Origin of the sequence: Novosphingobium soli, assembly GCF_042432915.1 — a bacterium.
Lineage (GTDB): Bacteria > Pseudomonadota > Alphaproteobacteria > Sphingomonadales > Sphingomonadaceae > Novosphingobium > Novosphingobium soli.
The window spans coordinates 298,602-314,989 of record NZ_JBHLWK010000006.1 but is presented as its reverse complement, the minus strand read 5'-3'; the positions used below and the strand labels follow the sequence as shown (position 1 = coordinate 314,989).

7 protein-coding genes are annotated in these 16,388 nt (G+C 66.1%); 5 read left to right on the top strand and 2 right to left on the bottom strand.

The window, feature by feature from the left end; genetic code table 11:
* Positions 1–63 precede the first annotated feature (63 nt).
* Entirely contained in the window at positions 64–387 is a 324-nt protein-coding gene (locus ACFFJC_RS03395; RefSeq protein WP_286866065.1) for a hypothetical protein, read from the bottom strand.
* Between the two features lie 417 nt (positions 388–804).
* On the opposite strand from ACFFJC_RS03395, the gene ACFFJC_RS03390 reads away from it, so the two are divergent.
* The 5 genes from ACFFJC_RS03390 to ACFFJC_RS03370 all read left to right on the top strand — a co-directional run bounded on the left by ACFFJC_RS03390 (position 805) and on the right by ACFFJC_RS03370 (position 7,621).
* Positions 805–1,155, top strand: a complete 351-nt coding sequence (locus ACFFJC_RS03390) for a ribbon-helix-helix domain-containing protein (protein ID WP_379486070.1) — start codon at positions 805–807, stop codon at positions 1,153–1,155.
* A 172-nt stretch (positions 1,156–1,327) separates the two neighbouring features.
* Positions 1,328–3,484, top strand: coding sequence for a type IV secretion system DNA-binding domain-containing protein (locus ACFFJC_RS03385; RefSeq protein WP_379486069.1), 2,157 nt, complete (start codon positions 1,328–1,330; stop codon positions 3,482–3,484).
* Complete coding sequence (gene mobF, locus ACFFJC_RS03380; protein ID WP_379486068.1) at positions 3,481–6,459, top strand: MobF family relaxase; 2,979 nt, start codon at positions 3,481–3,483, stop codon at positions 6,457–6,459. The genes ACFFJC_RS03385 and mobF overlap by 4 nt, the downstream gene beginning before the upstream one ends.
* Before the next feature lie 11 nt (positions 6,460–6,470).
* Complete coding sequence (locus ACFFJC_RS03375) at positions 6,471–7,067, top strand: restriction endonuclease (protein ID WP_286866070.1); 597 nt, start codon at positions 6,471–6,473, stop codon at positions 7,065–7,067.
* Entirely contained in the window at positions 7,064–7,621 is a 558-nt protein-coding gene (locus tag ACFFJC_RS03370; protein ID WP_379486067.1) for a lytic transglycosylase domain-containing protein, read from the top strand. Before ACFFJC_RS03375 ends, ACFFJC_RS03370 begins: the two co-directional genes overlap by 4 nt.
* A gap of 300 nt (positions 7,622–7,921) precedes the next feature.
* Here the strand turns inward: ACFFJC_RS03370 and ACFFJC_RS03365 are convergent, their stop codons facing one another.
* Entirely contained in the window at positions 7,922–16,387 is an 8,466-nt protein-coding gene (locus ACFFJC_RS03365) for a GH36-type glycosyl hydrolase domain-containing protein (RefSeq protein ID WP_379486066.1), read from the bottom strand.
* Between the last annotated feature and the right edge of the window lies 1 nt (position 16,388).

Genomic DNA, 16,388 nt, shown 5'->3' with positions numbered 1-16,388 from the left:
GGACGCCGCCGCGCCTGACGGCGCGGCGGCGGGGGAACCCAAAAAGGGGAAGGGCCGACAGTCTCACGCCCCCGCGCCGGGAACGGCAGCCGCGCCGTTGTCCCCCTTCGCGGGCGCTTGGGCCGTTGGCGTTTTCCCCGAACGGGAGGCATCGGGCGCAGCCGACGCCCCCTTGAGCGCGGCCAGCGCGACAGCGCCGCCCAGCCGCAACACATGGCCCAGCACGTCGCGGAACTCGCGTTCCGTCACTTGCTCGACCGGCAGCGCGGTTACGATTCCCGCATAGCGATCACGCAGCTTCTGGCGCGTTGCGGCAATCTCGCCCGCAATGCGTTTCTCGCGCGCTTCCAGATCGGCGAGCTTATCGCGTTCAGACATTTTCGGCATGACCAGTTTCCTTGTTCAGGCTGGCCCGCTCGTCACGCCCGCCTTGTCGCACAGGCGCAGCCGCGCCACAAGCGACCCCGCCGCCATGCGCGGCCAAACTCCCCCACATCGACCGACACCGCATAAGGTGCGCCCGGCAGCGGTAGAGAAGACGCAGCGACGCCGTCGCTGCGAGGCAAGCGACGCACGCGCTTCGCGGTTTGTATTGCACCGTACGCACGGGTGCTGTGGCCGGAAACGGCCCTGAAATCAGGGCTTTGTGCTGGCAGACGCGTCAGCCAGAAATCGCATAAATTGGCTGACGCGTCTGCCACCTCAGAAAATCCCTTACAAAGACCCCAGTATTTCCGCGGGTTTGCGCTGGCAGACACGTCAGCCACACTGATTTTATTGTGATTGGCGCCTGTCCGCGCTATAGTGGCGCCGCGTCGTGACCTCCTTGCCGAAGCTCCTGATGGAGCATCCACCTTGGCAAGGGTCACAATCCGGATCGACGATGCGCTTTACGAGCGGCTGCAAGTCCGCGCCCGTAAGGTCGGCGTCAGCGTCGCCGAACTCCTCCGCCCCGCGATAGACCAGGCCGCCGATCCCCGCGGAGGCTACGTCTATACGACGCAGGACGAAATCCTCTCCTGCGTCCTGCAGACGCTCTCGATCGTCGCGGCATTTGTGCGGCGCCGTTCGCCCGAAACCCTCGAACAGGGCATGGCGGACGCGAAGGCGCTGCTCGACGCGAAGGGCCTGCTCGGACCGGAACAGCAATCATGAACCGGCGCGCGGATTGCCCCGTCGCCGGCGTGCCTGTCGCGTCCCGGTATCCCGCCACGGGGGTCGAACCCAGTGCGGTTATCGATCGCCACCGGTCACCGCCGTTCCAGCGCTTCCTCGATGCGGGGGCATCGCGACCAGGCGCGCATCCCGTGCAGGGGAGCGCGCGGCGATGAGCATCTTCCGCAACGACACGCTGGGGAGCTGGACCCGCGGCGGCCAGGCCATCGTCCACAATGTGAGGATGACCACCCAGGTCTTCTTCCAGACGGTGATCGCCGGGATCGTACTCTGGGCAATGGGCACTGGCTGGTATGCCTTCGAGAAGTCGAACGAGTATCAGCGCTTCGTGCTGGTCAAGATGGCGGAGGCCAGCTTCAAGGCCGATACCGCGCGGGGGACCAGCGACCCGATGCTGTTCCGCACTCGCGACGGGCGGCAATACTGGACCTCCGCCGACGCGCTGCTCGACTCCAACATCGGCAAGCAGTCGCTCCGCAAGCTGGAAAAGGATCTCATTCACGGGGCGGCGATTGCGGGGATTGGGGCGCTCGCCGCGCTGGTCTTCGCCTGGTTCTATTTTACTCGAACGGGGCGGGGCCTCGGGTCCAACGAATATCTGCGCGGCGCCCGCTTCGGGACGACCTCCGAAATCCGCCGCGCGCTGCGGGGGCAGAAGAAGGGCGTCCTCACGATCGGCGGGGTCACCGTGCCCGATGCCTTCGAGCCGGAGCATATCCTGCTGGTCGGCGCGCCCGGAACGGGGAAGACCAATCTCATCACCACCATGCTCGAAGGGGTACGCAAGGCGGGGAAGCGGGCGATCGTCTATGACACCGCCGGGAGCTTCGTCGAGAAGTTCTATCGCCCCGGCACGGACATCCTGCTCAACCCACTGGACCGGCGCACCGACATCTGGAGTCCCTGGGTCGATGTCCCGCAGGAGTATCATTACGACCAGATCGCGGAGTCCACGATTCCCGACAAGCTCGGCGATCCTTTCTGGTCGAAAGCGGCGCGTGGCACGCTGGTCGCCGTCCTGCGCAAGCTCGCGAAGCAGAAGCACACCCTGATCTCGGTGTTGCTCGACCGAGTGCTGCGCTCCACGCTCGCAGATCTTGCCGCCTATGTGAAGGGCACCGACGCGGCTGCGTTCATCTCCGCCGAGGGCGAACGGACCTCGGCCGGCGTTCAGGCCGAGCTTGCCTCGGTGATGCGCAGCTTCGCCTATCTCGACGATACCGAGGACGGCTTCTCGATCCGCAAATGGGTCGAGAACGAGAAGGACGACAGCTGGCTATTCGTCACCGTCAAGGCCGACCAGCTTCCCTCGCTGCGTCCCCTGATCACTGTCTGGCTCGATATCGCGATCAGCGCGATCATGAGCCTCACGCCCGATCGTGACCGGCGGCTTTACGTCGTGATCGACGAGCTGCCGACGCTCCAGAAGTTACCCAGCCTCTCCGACTTCCTCGCCCGTGCGCGCAAATATGGCGGCTGCGGGATATTGGGCTTCCAATCCTATCCCCAGCTCAACGCGACCTACGGCAAGGAGGATGCAGCCGCGATCACCGGCTACTGCTCGACCTGGGTCGCGCTCCGGGCGAACGATACCGATACGGCGGAGCTGGTCTCCAAGAACCTCGGCCGGGTCGAGCAGGTCGAGGCGAACGAGGGGATGTCCTATGGCGTGAACGACATGCGCGACGGCGTGAACCTGTCGCGCATGCAAGTGACCCGTCCGCTGGTGATGGACACCGAGGTCAACCATCTGCCCAACCTGTCAGGCTTCCTTCGGTTCGGCCGCAATCTCCCCGTTGTGCGCTTCACCGATCGCTTTAATCCACTGCCCAGCGTTGCTCCCGCTTTCGTCGAGCGGACCGATCCCCCCAAGCGCCTGCCGCTCGGCAAGGCGATCATCTCCCAGGCATGGGCGCGGCGCCGCGCGATCCAGGCGCAGCAGGCGGCGGCACGGCAAGGGCGGCCTCCCGTTCCCCCGGCCGCACCGGGCGCTGCATCATCCCCCGGCAAGGTGCAGGACGATCTCTTCTCCGGCCCGAATGATCAGCCACCGGCCAACGAACCGACCGGCGTGCCCGGCCCCGAAGAGGCCGCGCGGCCCGAGGAGGCGTTCGGGCCGCCCGAGCCCATCGCCCCCGATATGGTCGATGACGGTGCGCCGATTACCGATCCCGCCGATCCCCCCGATGACGAGAATGTCGTCGCGAGCCCCGTGCCTTTGCTGGGTGCGGCGCGCGGCACCATCCGGGTGAAGCTCTCCAGCCACGGCCGATCAGAAGGTCCGCGCGAAAAGGCTAAACCGGCATGATCCATCCCCGCCGCCTCAAGGGCACGGCCGCCAATATCGCCCGCTACTATACGATCGGCGATTACTACACCAAGGGCGGCAACGAACCGTCCGAATGGGGCGGCAAGCTTGCGCCCAGTCTCGGACTGTCGGGGCCTGTCGATCCCAAGCAGTTCGAGGAACTGCTCGGCGGCAAGGTCGGCGACCAGCAGCTCGGCCGCCGGCGCAAGGAAGGCATCCAGCACCATCCCGGTTGGGACTTCACCATCAGCGCCCCCAAGTCGATTTCGATCCTGGCGCTGGTGACGGGCGACGAACGTATCCTTGCCGCGCATGAACGCGCGGTCGGCGTCGCGCTTGCCTATGCCGAGGAACATGCCGAACTGCGCCGCCGTGTGGAGGGTGAGATCGTCCACGAGACCACAGGCCGGCTGCTGTTCGCGCGCTTCACCGAACATGCGAGCCGCGAGGGCGACCCGCATCTCCATACCCATGTCGTCGTTCTCAACATGACCAATCATCTCAATGGTGACCGCATGGCGAGCCTCGAGACGCGCTCGATGTATGCCGAGCAGCTCGTCATGGGGCAGATCTATCGCAACGAGATTGCCCGTGATGTGCGCGAGATGGGTCACGAGGTCACATTCGATCCGCGCAAGGGGCTGTTCGAGGTCGAGGGCATCCCCGGCCAGCTCATCCGCGACTATTCGCAGCGCGCCGAGCAGATCAACGCCCATGCCGCCGAACATGGCTACGAAGGGCAGGCCATGCGACGCGTCTCTTTCTTTGAGACGCGCAAGGCCAAGGAAAAGGTCGGGCTGGACGAGCTACAGGAACGATGGAGCAAACGCGCCGAGCCTTATCGCGAGGATCTCGACAGGCTCCAGGCCGCCGCCCGTGAGCGCGGGGAACGGACGATCGAGACCGACCCGAGCGTCGTCCGCCGCGCCGCCCTGTTCGGCATCCGCCAGAGCGAGACGCGAGAGGCGGTCAACAATATCGGGCGGCTCTATCGCGTCGCGCTGGCATCGCATGTCGGCGAGGTCCGCTTCGGCGAGGTGCGGCCGCTGTTCGAGACGCAGGAAGCCAACCGCAAGCTGTTCGTCACCGTGCGGCAGACCGGCGATCAGCCGCTCCCGCGCGGCCGCACCTCGCGTCGGACCGCCAAACTCGAACTGGCGATGTCCGAACATATTTCGCTCGCGATGCGCGACGCCGCTCCGGTCGCGACCGCTGACCGGTTGGCCGAAGTCGCCGCGGCGCATGGTCTCACAGGCGACCAGACCGCGGCGCTGATTGCGATCGGCAGCGGCACCAACCGGGCGGTCGGCGTGCATGGCGCCGGCGGCGTCGGCAAGTCGACCCTGGTCCGGGCGCTGGCCGATGCGACCCGTGACGACCATATCACGGTCGCGCTTGCGCCGACCTCTTCGGCGGCGGCCGAACTTGGGCGCAAGGCAGAAATCGAATCGCGTACGCTCGCCTCGCTTCTCGCGAGCGGAGGCCATGGCCTCACCGACCGGCACATTCTCGCGCTCGACGAGGCGGGGCAACTCGGCAACCGGCAGGCGCTGCGCGTGCTGGAGATCAGCCGCGCGACCGGCGCGCGCCTCATATTCCTGGGCGACAACAAGCAGACCGGCGCGATCGAGCAGGGCAAGGCCTATTGGCTGCTCCAGCAGCTGGGCCTGCCGACCGTTCAGCTCAAGGAAGCCCTGCGCCAGAAAACCGGCTCGACGCAGAAGGCGGCGGACCTCGCGCGCAAGGGCGACTACGCCGAATCCCTCGCCGCGCTCGACCGGGTGACGACGGGCGCCAGCGCGGCGGATCTCGCCAAGGGCATGGTCGCCGACTGGACCCGCCTCAAGCCCGAGACACGCGCCGACACCAATATCCTCGTCCTCGACAATGCGACGCGCCTGATCGTCAATAGCCATATCCGCGAGGTCCTTAAGCGCGAGGGCACGGTCGCGGCCGAAGAGCATCGCCTTGAGGTGCTGACGCCCTCCGGCATGACCGATCAGGAAAAGGCGATGGCGCGCTTCTACACCGAAGGCCAGGTCGTGAAGTTCTCGCGCGACAACCCGGGGCTGGGGATCGTGCGCGATGCCGATTACCGCGTCGTAGGCATCGGCCGGAACAACCACGGTCGCCAGGTGGTGCGACTGGCCGACGAGCATGGCCGCATCATCGAATGGCGTCCGGGACTGGGCAAGGCGGCCCATGTCAACGTCTTCCTGACCGAACACCGCGAGATCGCCCAGGGTGACCGCATCCAGTGGCGGCTACTCAACAAGGAGATCGACGTCAAGAACGCCGAGCGCGGCACCGTGCTGGCGCTCGACGGCCATGTCGCGACCATCCGGTGGGACCGGGGCGAGCGCGTCCAGCAGGTCGATCTGTCGGAGCACCGGACCTGGGACCATGGCTATGCCGAGACCGTCTATTCGGCGCAGTCCAAGACCTATGCCCGCGTCTATGTGCTGGCCCCCGTCGAATCCGGCCTCGTCAACGGCCAGAACTACTACACCGCGATCACGCGCGCCGCCTATGGTGTGAAGCTCTGGACCGAGAACCAGAAGCGCCTTGCGGCCAAGCTCGCTTCGCGCTCCGGCGAGAAGACGTCCTCGCTAGAGGGGCTTGGGCGGATCAGGGCCGACAGCCACAAGGTCCGCGGGCTCCGCCACAAGGACCGGCACGACCGCTCGCGCGAAGACAATGCTCGCGAGCGCGACGCCCGCAAGGCCGAACGGGAACAGCGCGAACGCGAGCGCCAGGAGTGGGCCAACCGCTCGGGCGGCTTTGCCGAGATTCTCGCGGGCCGCGCGCAGGGGGCCGCTTCGCTGGTCGATCGCTTTCTGCGCGGCACGATCGAGCGCGATCGCGCCGATCCGGCGCGCGCACCCGGCCGCGCCGATGCCCCCGAGCCTGCTCACCAGCCCGAACCGCAACCGCAGCATGACCATGGCGGTCATGGCGGCGGACACGACCGATAGGAGAGGCCCCCATGAACATGAATCTTGTTTTGCTCCTGATCCTCTGTGCCACGCTCATCGCCCTTGTCATACGCCACTATCGCGTCCCGATCCGTCATCGCTGGCGACGGCGGCAGGCGCGCGAGATGTGCGAACAGCTGCGCGGGCGCGACCGCGACCAGCCTGCCGGTGTCCATTATGCTCGGCTGCGCGCCATGGACCCGCTGGCGTTCGAGGAACTGCTGCTCGAGGCCTTCGAGCGCCGCGGGTACCGCATCATCCGCAACCGGCGCTATACGGGCGATGGCGGTGTCGACGGCGAGGTCATCATCGATGGCGAGCGCTGGCTGATTCAGGCTAAGCGCTATCGCGATGCCATCCGGCCCGAGCATGTGTGGGACTTCGCGCAGCTCTGCGCGGTCCGACGGCGGCGCGGCCTGTTCATTCATACCGGACGCACCGGCGGCATGAGCCGTTCAGTCGTCGATCGCGCCACCGGCATCGAGATCGTGTCGGGACAGCGCCTGCTCGCCCTGTTGACCGGAGCGCCGTTCCATCCGGAACCCCCGCCGCGGCGCTGTCCTGTCGGTCCGGGCCGTTCCGGCTATCGCGATCGGGCGCCACAATGATCGAGCGTGGATCACGGAGCAATCGCTGGCCGACCTTCCGCATGGCACTCGCGGCCGTCGCAATCCTGTCCGCCATGCTGACACCCGCGCCCGCGCTGGCGAAGCAGGCCGCGCCCGGCGAGGCGGCCGAGATCGCCCGCTGCATCCGCGTCGCCGCGCGCGGGCTTGGCTGGCTCGAAAAGACGCTCTGGGGCCTTCGCACGCAGGAAGCAGGCTGGATCGGCGCGGAGATCGCCAATACCAACGGCACGCACGATCTCGGACCGCTCCAGATTAACACATGGTGGGTGCCGCGCCTGGCCCGGCTGATCGACAGGCCCGAGCATCAGGTAAGGCATTGGCTGCGCTACAATGCCTGCTTCAATGCCGAAGCCGCACGCTGGATTTTCCTCTCCGGATTGGAGACGACCGGCGCCTATTGGAAGGCGGTCGGCGTGTATCACAGTCCCACCGGCTGGCGGCAGCGCGCCTATGCCGCGAAGGTCGCGAACCATATGCGAATCCGGTTCGGCCCGGACGTGTTTGCGGCGAGCAGCGCGGGAGAGCGTCGGTAGATGCGCCGAGGAGGCGTTGGGAGAGACCGGTTCCGACGATAGGGATAAGAGGTCGGTCCCCCGAAGGGATCAGCATGGATCGGAGCCGGTTCAGCACGATCGGTGCGAGAAGTGCAGCCATCAACCCGGCTACGAGAAATGCACACATCCAACGTTCGCTGCCGATCAGGAGAATGAGCTCCGCGAGCATGATCAGTTGCAATATTGCGACGCCGCCGACATGGGCCGTGCGGGCCAAGCTGTTGCTTACGGCTACAGCTTGAGTGGTCGCCGGATATTTCAAGGGCGGGTCCGCCGGTTTCACATCGAAGACGGGTCGGTTGAGCGAGGAAGCCCGCTCGGTGGATTGGGCGGTGGCACCCGCACAACCACTATCCGTGTGGAGCCGTCGACCGGAAAGGGAATTCCCTTGGCCTCCCAGACCGTGCCGTCGACGGTGATCTGCTCCTCGTCATCGTCAAGGGACTGGTCCGTCTGGAGCCTTATCTGGAGACAGCCGCCGGGGCGCCTGAGCGTTACTTCGGCTTTGTCCCAGGCCCTCGGCATTGCGGGGCGGATCCGTATTTCGCCGCCGGCCAGGCGAACCCCGAGTATTTCCTCGACGGCCAGTCGCCACGCCCATGCCGCGGCACCCGTGTACCAGGTCCAGCCGCCACGGCCGAGATGCGGCGCGACACCCGCAATGTCGGCCGCGACGGCATAGGGTTCGGTTCTGTAACGGACCGCGTCGTCGTGGGTCTGCGCATGGACGATCGGATTGATGCGATCGAACAGCGATTTTGCCGCATCGCCATCGCGCAAGCGGGCGAACGCGATCGCCAGCCACGTCGCTGCATGGGTATATTGGCCGCCATTCTCGCGGATGCCCGGCGGATAGGCCTTGATATAGCCCGGCTCGCGCGGTGTGCGGTCGAAAGGCGGGTCGAGCAGGCGCACGAGGTGGTCATCCTCGCGGGCCAGATGGTGCCGTGCGGATGCGAGCGCCGTGCGCGCCCGCTCGGGATCTCCGGCGCCGGATAGGACGGACCAGGATTGGGCGATGGAATCGATGCGGCATTCCTGCTCCTCGGATGTGCCCCACGGCCTTCCATCGTCGTCAAAGGCGCGCAGATACCATTCCCCATCCCAGCCGGACTGCTCGACCGCGGCGACGAGGGATTCCGCACGGCCGCTCCAACGGTCGCGAAATTCGTTCTGCCCGTCATCGACGCAGTGACGCGTGAAGTTCCGGATAGTCGCGATGAGGAACCAGGCGAGCCATATGCTTTCGCCGCGTCCGCGGTTGCCGACACGGTCCATGCCGTCGTTCCAGTCGCCGGCGCCGATCAGTGGAAGGCCGTGCGACCCGAAGCGATAGGCGTGGGACAGCGCGCGGTCGCAGTGGACGAAGAGCGGCTGAGTGTAGTCGGTAACGTCGAACCGGGCGTACCGGTCGGGCTCGTCGACCGCGAGCGGCGGCGCGCGCAAAAAGGGGACGGGTTCGTCCAGGATTCCTTTGTCCCCGGTCGCCTCGACATAGTGCGCGACGGCATAGGGCAGCCAGACGAGGTCGTCCGAGCAGCGGGTCCGGACACCACGGTCGAAAGGCGGATGCCACCAGTGCAGCACATCGCCCTCTTCGAACTGGTGCGCGGCAGCAGTGAGGATATGATGACGTGCGGCGGCCGGATCCGCGTGGATCTGCGCAAGGACGTCCTGAAGCTGGTCGCGAAAGCCGAACGCACCGCTGGCCTGATAGAAACCGGCGCGGGCGCGCACGCGGGCGCTGAGCGATTGGTGAGGCAGCCAGCGGTTGACCATCAGGTCGAAAGTCGGATCGGGTGTCTTGACCTGGACCTTTCCCAGTCTGTCGGCCCACACCGTCGCACAGGTCTGTGCCGCGGCCTCGATGGTCGATGGTTCCTGCCAGTGTTTGACGAGGTTGCGGACATGCTCGAGGTCATCGCCCTGACCGAGCACGAAGCATACTTCGGTCGTTCCATCGGGAGGAATGTCCAGATGGACCTGGAGCGCCGCGCAGCAGTCGTCGCCGGCGGAAGCCTGTCTGTTACCCAGATCCCAGTTGAGCAGTCCGGCGGGCAGGGCGGGGTCTGCCCGGAGGCCATGGAAATCGCGGCGCGAGGTGGTCAGACTATGCACCGGGAGCGTCGTGGCGAGGAAGGCGACACGATCGCCGAACTCGTCGGTCCAGGGATTGCGACCGAGAACGGCATGGCAGGCCGGATCATAGCGTGACGTGCGCAATGGCGCCTGTTCTCCCCGCACAGCGCCAAGCAGCCACTCGGTATAGTAAGTCGCTGTGACCCGGCGCGAGCGGGCGGTTCGATTGCGCAGCCGTAGCCGGACGAGTTTGACCGGATCGGTGACAGGTACGAAGACCGAGAGTTCTTGCTCCAGGCCTTCGCTGTCCCGGTGCCATGCGGTCCGGTCGGGGCCTTGGTGGACGCGGCAGGCCGAGTTCCCGCCCGCCGGCAAAGGCGTGGGCGTCCAGACGCGCGCGTTTTCCTCGTCGCGAAGGTAGAGGCGTTCGCCCTGGGGATCCTCGATCGGATCGTTGAACCAGGGCGTGAGCCTGTTCTCGCCGCTGTTGATCGCCCAGGTGAAACCAAGTCCGGCCTCGGTGACGATCGTGCCGAAAGCGTCGTTGGTGAGGACGTTGGACCAGGGTGCCGGCGTGGGAGCGTGGGGTTCGAGATAGATTATGTAGTCGCCGGTATCGGGGGCAAAGCCGCCCCAGCCATTGTCGAACCGCAGATCGGCCGGCCTGGGCACCGCTGCTGTCGGGACTGGGCGCGCGCTCGCTTCGACCGGCGCGAACGGTGGACCCGGGTGAGGGGGCTGGTCGCAGCGGACGAGCTGATCGGCCAATGTGCCACTCCCTTCCTCGAGGATCAGCCTGGCCGTCTGTTCCAGCAGGGCGGAGCGCTCGCCGTCGGAGGGGCCGATCCCGACAAGATGGATGCCGCCATGTGCGCCCAGCCGATCCTGCGCGCCCGCCTCCTTCAGAACGTCGAGAAGGCGTTCGCGCACGGGTTCGATATAGCCCGAAGTCCCTTCATGGGCGATCACAAGGTCGATCAGCACGCCGCGTTGGTTCCCGAGCCTGTGTGCCGCGAGGAGGAAGCGGAGCAGACCGGTTTGCTCCGCCGTCCCGGCGCGCAGCAACAGAATGGGATGATCTCCCGAAATACCGAGCGCCCAAAGGTCTCCGCGCCGGAACAGCCTCGAGCCGGCGGGCGCCGCAGCGGGGCGGGCGGTCAAGATATGGGACAGCAGCGCCTGTGCCCGGGGAACGAGGTGCGGCTGGAGCCCCAGCCCGTGCATCGCCCGCGCCGTTGCCGTCGCGGCGTCGCTGACGGCCCAATCGAGCGAGGGCAGGGTCGCGTAGCGTTCGGCGATATCGAGCGCAGATTGGCGGGACCCTGCCGCGATCGTTACGAAAGCCAGCTCGCGGCGGCCGCGAGGCGGCAAGACGATCTTGACCCTGATCGCGCAGATGGGATCGAGGGTCCATCCCAAGCCGCCAGCGAGCCGTTCTTGGGTCATGGCGGCGGCGTGCGATACGCGGCCGTGGCGCCCGAGGAAGGATCTTCGATCAGCCTCGAGACCGAGCAGCGTGATCCCTTCGTCATCGCCGAGCACGCGGCTCAGCAGGACGGGCGGCCGCTCGGACGAATTGCGCGGCCGCCGCGTAAACAATAGTCCATCTCCTCCGGGCAGGGCCTCCGCGCCCACGAACAGCTTGCTGAAGGCCGGGTGCCGCGCCGCATCCTGCGCGGGAGCCAGCACGACCTGTGCGTAGCCGGTCACTTCGATCGTACGGGGACGATCCTCGTCGTTGACCAGCGTGATGCGTCTGATCTCGAGGTCGTCACTCTGGGCGACGTTGACCCTCGTCGTGACCGACACGCCATGCGCGCGGCAATGGAATTCCACTTGATGGGCGTGGAAGACGATGTCCGGCGGCTCGCCTGGGGCGGGGCAGGGGCCACCTGTCGCGGACCAGAGATTGCCCCGATCGAGATCGCGCAGGTAGAGCCAGAAGCCTGCGTCGCCATCGGCGGGATCGATGGAAGTGAGCGCATGCTGGTTCCAGCCAAGCCCGCCCGCGCCATCGGTGCGGATGCGGCTCGAGAGACGGCCGTTGCCAAGGATCTGCCAAGCATGCTCGCCATTGTGTCGGTCGGGCGACCAGGCATGGAGTCCAGGGATCGCTCCCTCGGCTTGAGCCGGTGGCTCGCGAACTTCCACACGCGCTATTTCGGGCGGCAGCTCCCATGGAATACGTTCGTTGAGCAGAAGATCGACCGTGCGGGCGTAGGGGTCCGCATGGAACCAGCGCACCAGCATGTTGTCGCACAGGGCGTTCCCGAGCGCGGCAAGGCTCATGCCCTGGTGATGCGCCATGTAGGAGCGGACCAGCGCGAAGTGTTCGCCCGACGGCAGCCGCTCTGGCGTAAAATCGGCAGCTTCGAAGAAGCCATACCGGCCGATCAACTGAAGTTCGGCGAGCAGCTTGAGGTTTCTCGTCGCCAGTGCTGGCCGGATCGTGAGAGCGAGCGCGGTCGCATAGGGGCTCACTACAAGGTCGCGGCCAAGGCCCCGCTGCAGCCCGAGGGCAGGGACGCCGAACGCATGATAACGATAGACGCGATCCGGACCCATGGAGGCGAAGGACGATTCGGAAACGCCCCAGGGGATGCCGTGCGCCTTGCCGAAAGCGGCCTGAATGCTGATGGCAGTCCGATCGCTCATTCCGAGCAGAGTGCCGGGGTCGCTGTGCAGGAAGATGTTCGGCATGAGATACTCGAACATCGAGCCGTTCCAGGAAACCAGCGCGAGACCGACCTCCTGCTTCGTGATGGGGCGGCCGAGGTGAAACCAGTGAGACGGATCAATATCGCCCTTCGCGATAGCGAAAAAGCTGGCGAGACGCGCCTCGCTGGCGAGCAGGTCGTAGTGATGCGGGTCGATGCGGTCGGCGCTGACGTTGTAACCAATGTGGAAGAGCCGGCTGCCCCCATCGAGCAGGAAGGCAAAGTCCATCGCGTGGGCGGCGGCAGCCGCGCGGCGCGATAGGCCGCCGAGACGATCGTAAAGCTCGTACGAGGCCGCCTGGCCCTGTTCGATCGCCGCCAGAACCGCGTCTACCCATTGCCGGCTCGGGTCCGACACAGACGTCTGCCTGAACGCTTCGAGGACGCTGGTGGCCTGCCTCGCGGGGACTCCCAGTGTCGGACTGGAGCCACTTGCCAGGAGGGCGGCGACCCTTGCCGCGGTCTCAGCGCAATCAGCCGGGCGATTTTTGAGAATCTCCCACCATGGCGAGAACATCCGCAAGTCGCCCCGCATTCTGGTCAGATGATGGTCGAGGCGTTCGAGCCAGGCCTGGATGTCGCGCAAGGTGCCGATATCGGATTGGGCAGTGCCGGCCGCCATCAGGCCGATCTGCTCGCGCAGTTTCGGCAGGCAGGTCGAAATGAGATCGTCGATCCCTTGGTACCACGCCGGTTCGTCAGCGCCGATGCGCTCCGCCGTCTGGCGCATGGCCGCAAGGATCGTGCCGGCGGCTGAGGAGGCCTCGACCGACCCGATTGCCTGGACGAGCAGCTCGATGTTGTCCTCGAGTCCAAGCCAGAGATCGGCCGCCACCGGCGGCACGCTTCCCGCTTCGCGAAGCGCCTGGGCGACGGTGATCAGGCAGACCGCGAGATTGCCGCTGTCGACCGTGGATACGTAGCGTGGCTCGAGGGCCGCGAGCGTCCTGGTGTCGTACCAGTTGAGGATGTGGCCGCGGTAGCGTTCCAGACGGTCGAGGCTGTCGAGCGTGTCGCCAAGGCGGGTCGCGGCCTCGTTGAGGCCGACATGCCCGAGCCGCCACGCGGTCAGAATCGACACCAGCAGCATGCCGATGTTGGTTGGCGATGTGCGGTGGGCGATCTCTTCGTCAGGGGGCTCCTGATAGTTGTCGGGAGGCAGCCAGTTGTCCTCGGGCCGCACGAACGTCTCGAAGAACAACCAGGTACGCCGGGCCATGAGCCTGAGGAATTTCCTGTCCGCCGGGGGCAATGGTTCCTGCGACGGCTGGAGAGGACGGCTGATCCGGATCGCGATCTCCGGCGCCAGGAACCAGAGCAGCAGAAGCGGCGCCGCGACCGGCAGCGAAGCCGGGGCAACGGCAAACAAAGCGCCGGCGATCACCGTTGCGAGCAGTGGAGAGGCGGCCATCTCGCGCCAGGCCGCGATGCGCGGATGGCGCGCTGCGTTTCGCGCGGCCGTATGAGCGGCGGATGTCCACTCCAGGCGGCGGCGCCCCGACCGAAGCCTCCAGATCGTAACCGCGATCGCGTGCAGCGCGATGACGGAGTCGCTCACGAGAAAGGCGATGGCGAGGGTCCAGCGCCCCAACTGGTCGGTCAGGCGGCGCAGGACGCGGTGCATCACGCCGCGCCGCCGGCCCTGCGCGAAACCCGTCACAAGGTCGGTGAAAAGGTAGGCGCCGGGCGCGACGACCGCGAGCAGGGTCCAGACCCATGGCTCGCCGTGGAGAAGGAACCATCCGCCCAGGAGCAGGGCGACGATACTGGCGGGCACCAGACTGCGCCGCAGATTGTCGAAAATCTTGAGACGGTCGAACCAGCCGAGCCGGTTGCGCAGCCAACGCCCGTCGCGGCCTGGCACGAAGGGCAACAGCCAGGGCAGGATTTGCCAGTCTCCGCGCACCCATCTGTGCCAGCGCCCGGCGAAGTCGAGATAGCCGGTCGGAAACTCTTCATAGACGATCACGTCGCTCACCAGCGCGGCGCGTCCGTGCAGTCCCTCGAAGAGGTCGTGGCTCAGCAGGGCATTTTCGGGGATGCGCCCTTCGAGGCTTCGTTCGAACGCAGCGACGTCGTAAAGGCCCTTGCCGACGAAGACGCCGGTGCCGAGGAGATCCTGGTACACGTCGGAGACAGCGCGCGAGTATATGTCGATCGTCGTGTCCCCGCCGTACAAGCGGGCAAACAGGGATTGGCCGGTGGCTTCGGGAGCGAGTTCGACGCGGGGCTGAAGGATCGTATAGCCCCGTTCGATGCAGCCGGTTTCGGGGTCGAAATGAGCGCGGTTGAGAGGATGGGCCAGCGTGCCCACCAGACGCCGGACAACCCCGGGCGCGAGACGCGTATCCGCGTCTACTGTCATCACGAAACGGCATTGCCTAAGCGCTTCCGTCCGTCCCGCCGTAAGGCTGAACGGCATCGCATCGCCACGCAGCACGAAGGCATTGAACTGCTCCAGCTTTCCGCGCTTACGCTCCCAGCCCATCCAGCAGCCCTGCGCCGCATTGAAGAGCCGTGGGCGATGGAGCAAATGAAAGGGACCGTGGCCTTTGGGATCCGCATAGCGCGCGTTCAGGTCCTCGATGCCTGCGATCAGCGCGGCTTCGATCTCGGTGTCGGTGGGAAGCGTCGCGGTATCTGCGTCGGCCAAGTCGCTGAGAAGCACGAATGCGAGGCTCGCGTCGGGACTGGAGAGGCGGTGCGCTTCGAGGCGCTGGAGCAGCGGGGGGACGTCGGACACCTGGGCGAGGAGAACGGGCATCACGACCGCGGTCGCGCAGTCCTTGGGGATGCCCTTTTTGAAAGCCAGTTTGGGAAGGACTCGAGGCGGTGTGATTTGGGTCACGAGCCAGTTCACGAAGGTTATGCTGATGATCGAGGCAGGTAGCAGCGTGAGCGCGATGCAAAGCAGCAAGGATCGGGGAGGCGCGCCAGACCAGACGAGATACCAGGTCGGAAGGGCAAAGGCTGCAAGCCCAGCGAGGAGCAGGCCGGCTGCATACAGACCGCCAGGATGACGCAGCGCGCGCCGCATCGTCGATCCGAACGTCCAGGGGCGAGGATCGAGGGCATCCGCGAAAAGCCGCCGTCCCGCATCGACCAGCCAGTAGCCGACGTGACCCGAAGGGGTTTCGCTCGTGGTATGGCATTGCCGCAGGGCGCGTTGCGCCACGTCCCATTCAGGCAGGCCGGACTGCTTGGCAAGCTGCTCGACAGCGTGCCGATATCGGTCTCGGGTTTCGAAATCCATGCGTGCGTAGATGCCGGCCGGATCTCGCTTGAGGATCGTCTCGACCCGGCTGGTTCGATCGAAGAAGTCGTTCCACTGGATGGTCGCGGTCACCGCGAGATTGGCGATCCCTCGCGCGACGCATTCGGTGTCGTCGATCGCCGCAATCGACGTGCCGGGTGTATCATCCACCTGGAATGGGGGGGCGATCTGGGGAAAGAGGCGAGAAAAGCCTGTGACCAGAAGTTCTAGGCTGACGATGCGCAGCATCGTGGGGAATGCCCAGGTCTCCGCGATGCTGAGGGGCAGTTTTTTCTGATAGCGGTCGATGAACTGGACGGCGATATTCAGCGACACCTGCAGGTGGGACGCCTGCAGGAAAGCATGGGCGAGCTGATGGATGCGCGGCCGCCTGAGGCCAGCTTCGGCGAGGCCGGGAAGCTTTGCGTAGAATTCGGCGGGAAGATCCTCGCGAATCTGGAGGATTGCGCGCTGGATCTGATAGTCGTTGTCGAGCAGCCATTCGGCGGCGGCGCTGCCGTGCCGATCGGCTTGGGCAGCTTCCTGGCGGGCTCGGGTCAGCCAGTCCTTCATCGCGTCGAGATGCGACCAGATCGGGAGGGGCGCGGAGTTGCCGATCAGTCCGGTGAGCTGATGGCGGGAGGCAGCCTCGTCTGCCGCCCCAACGATGGGGTCGTTCTCCTCGATATCGGCCATG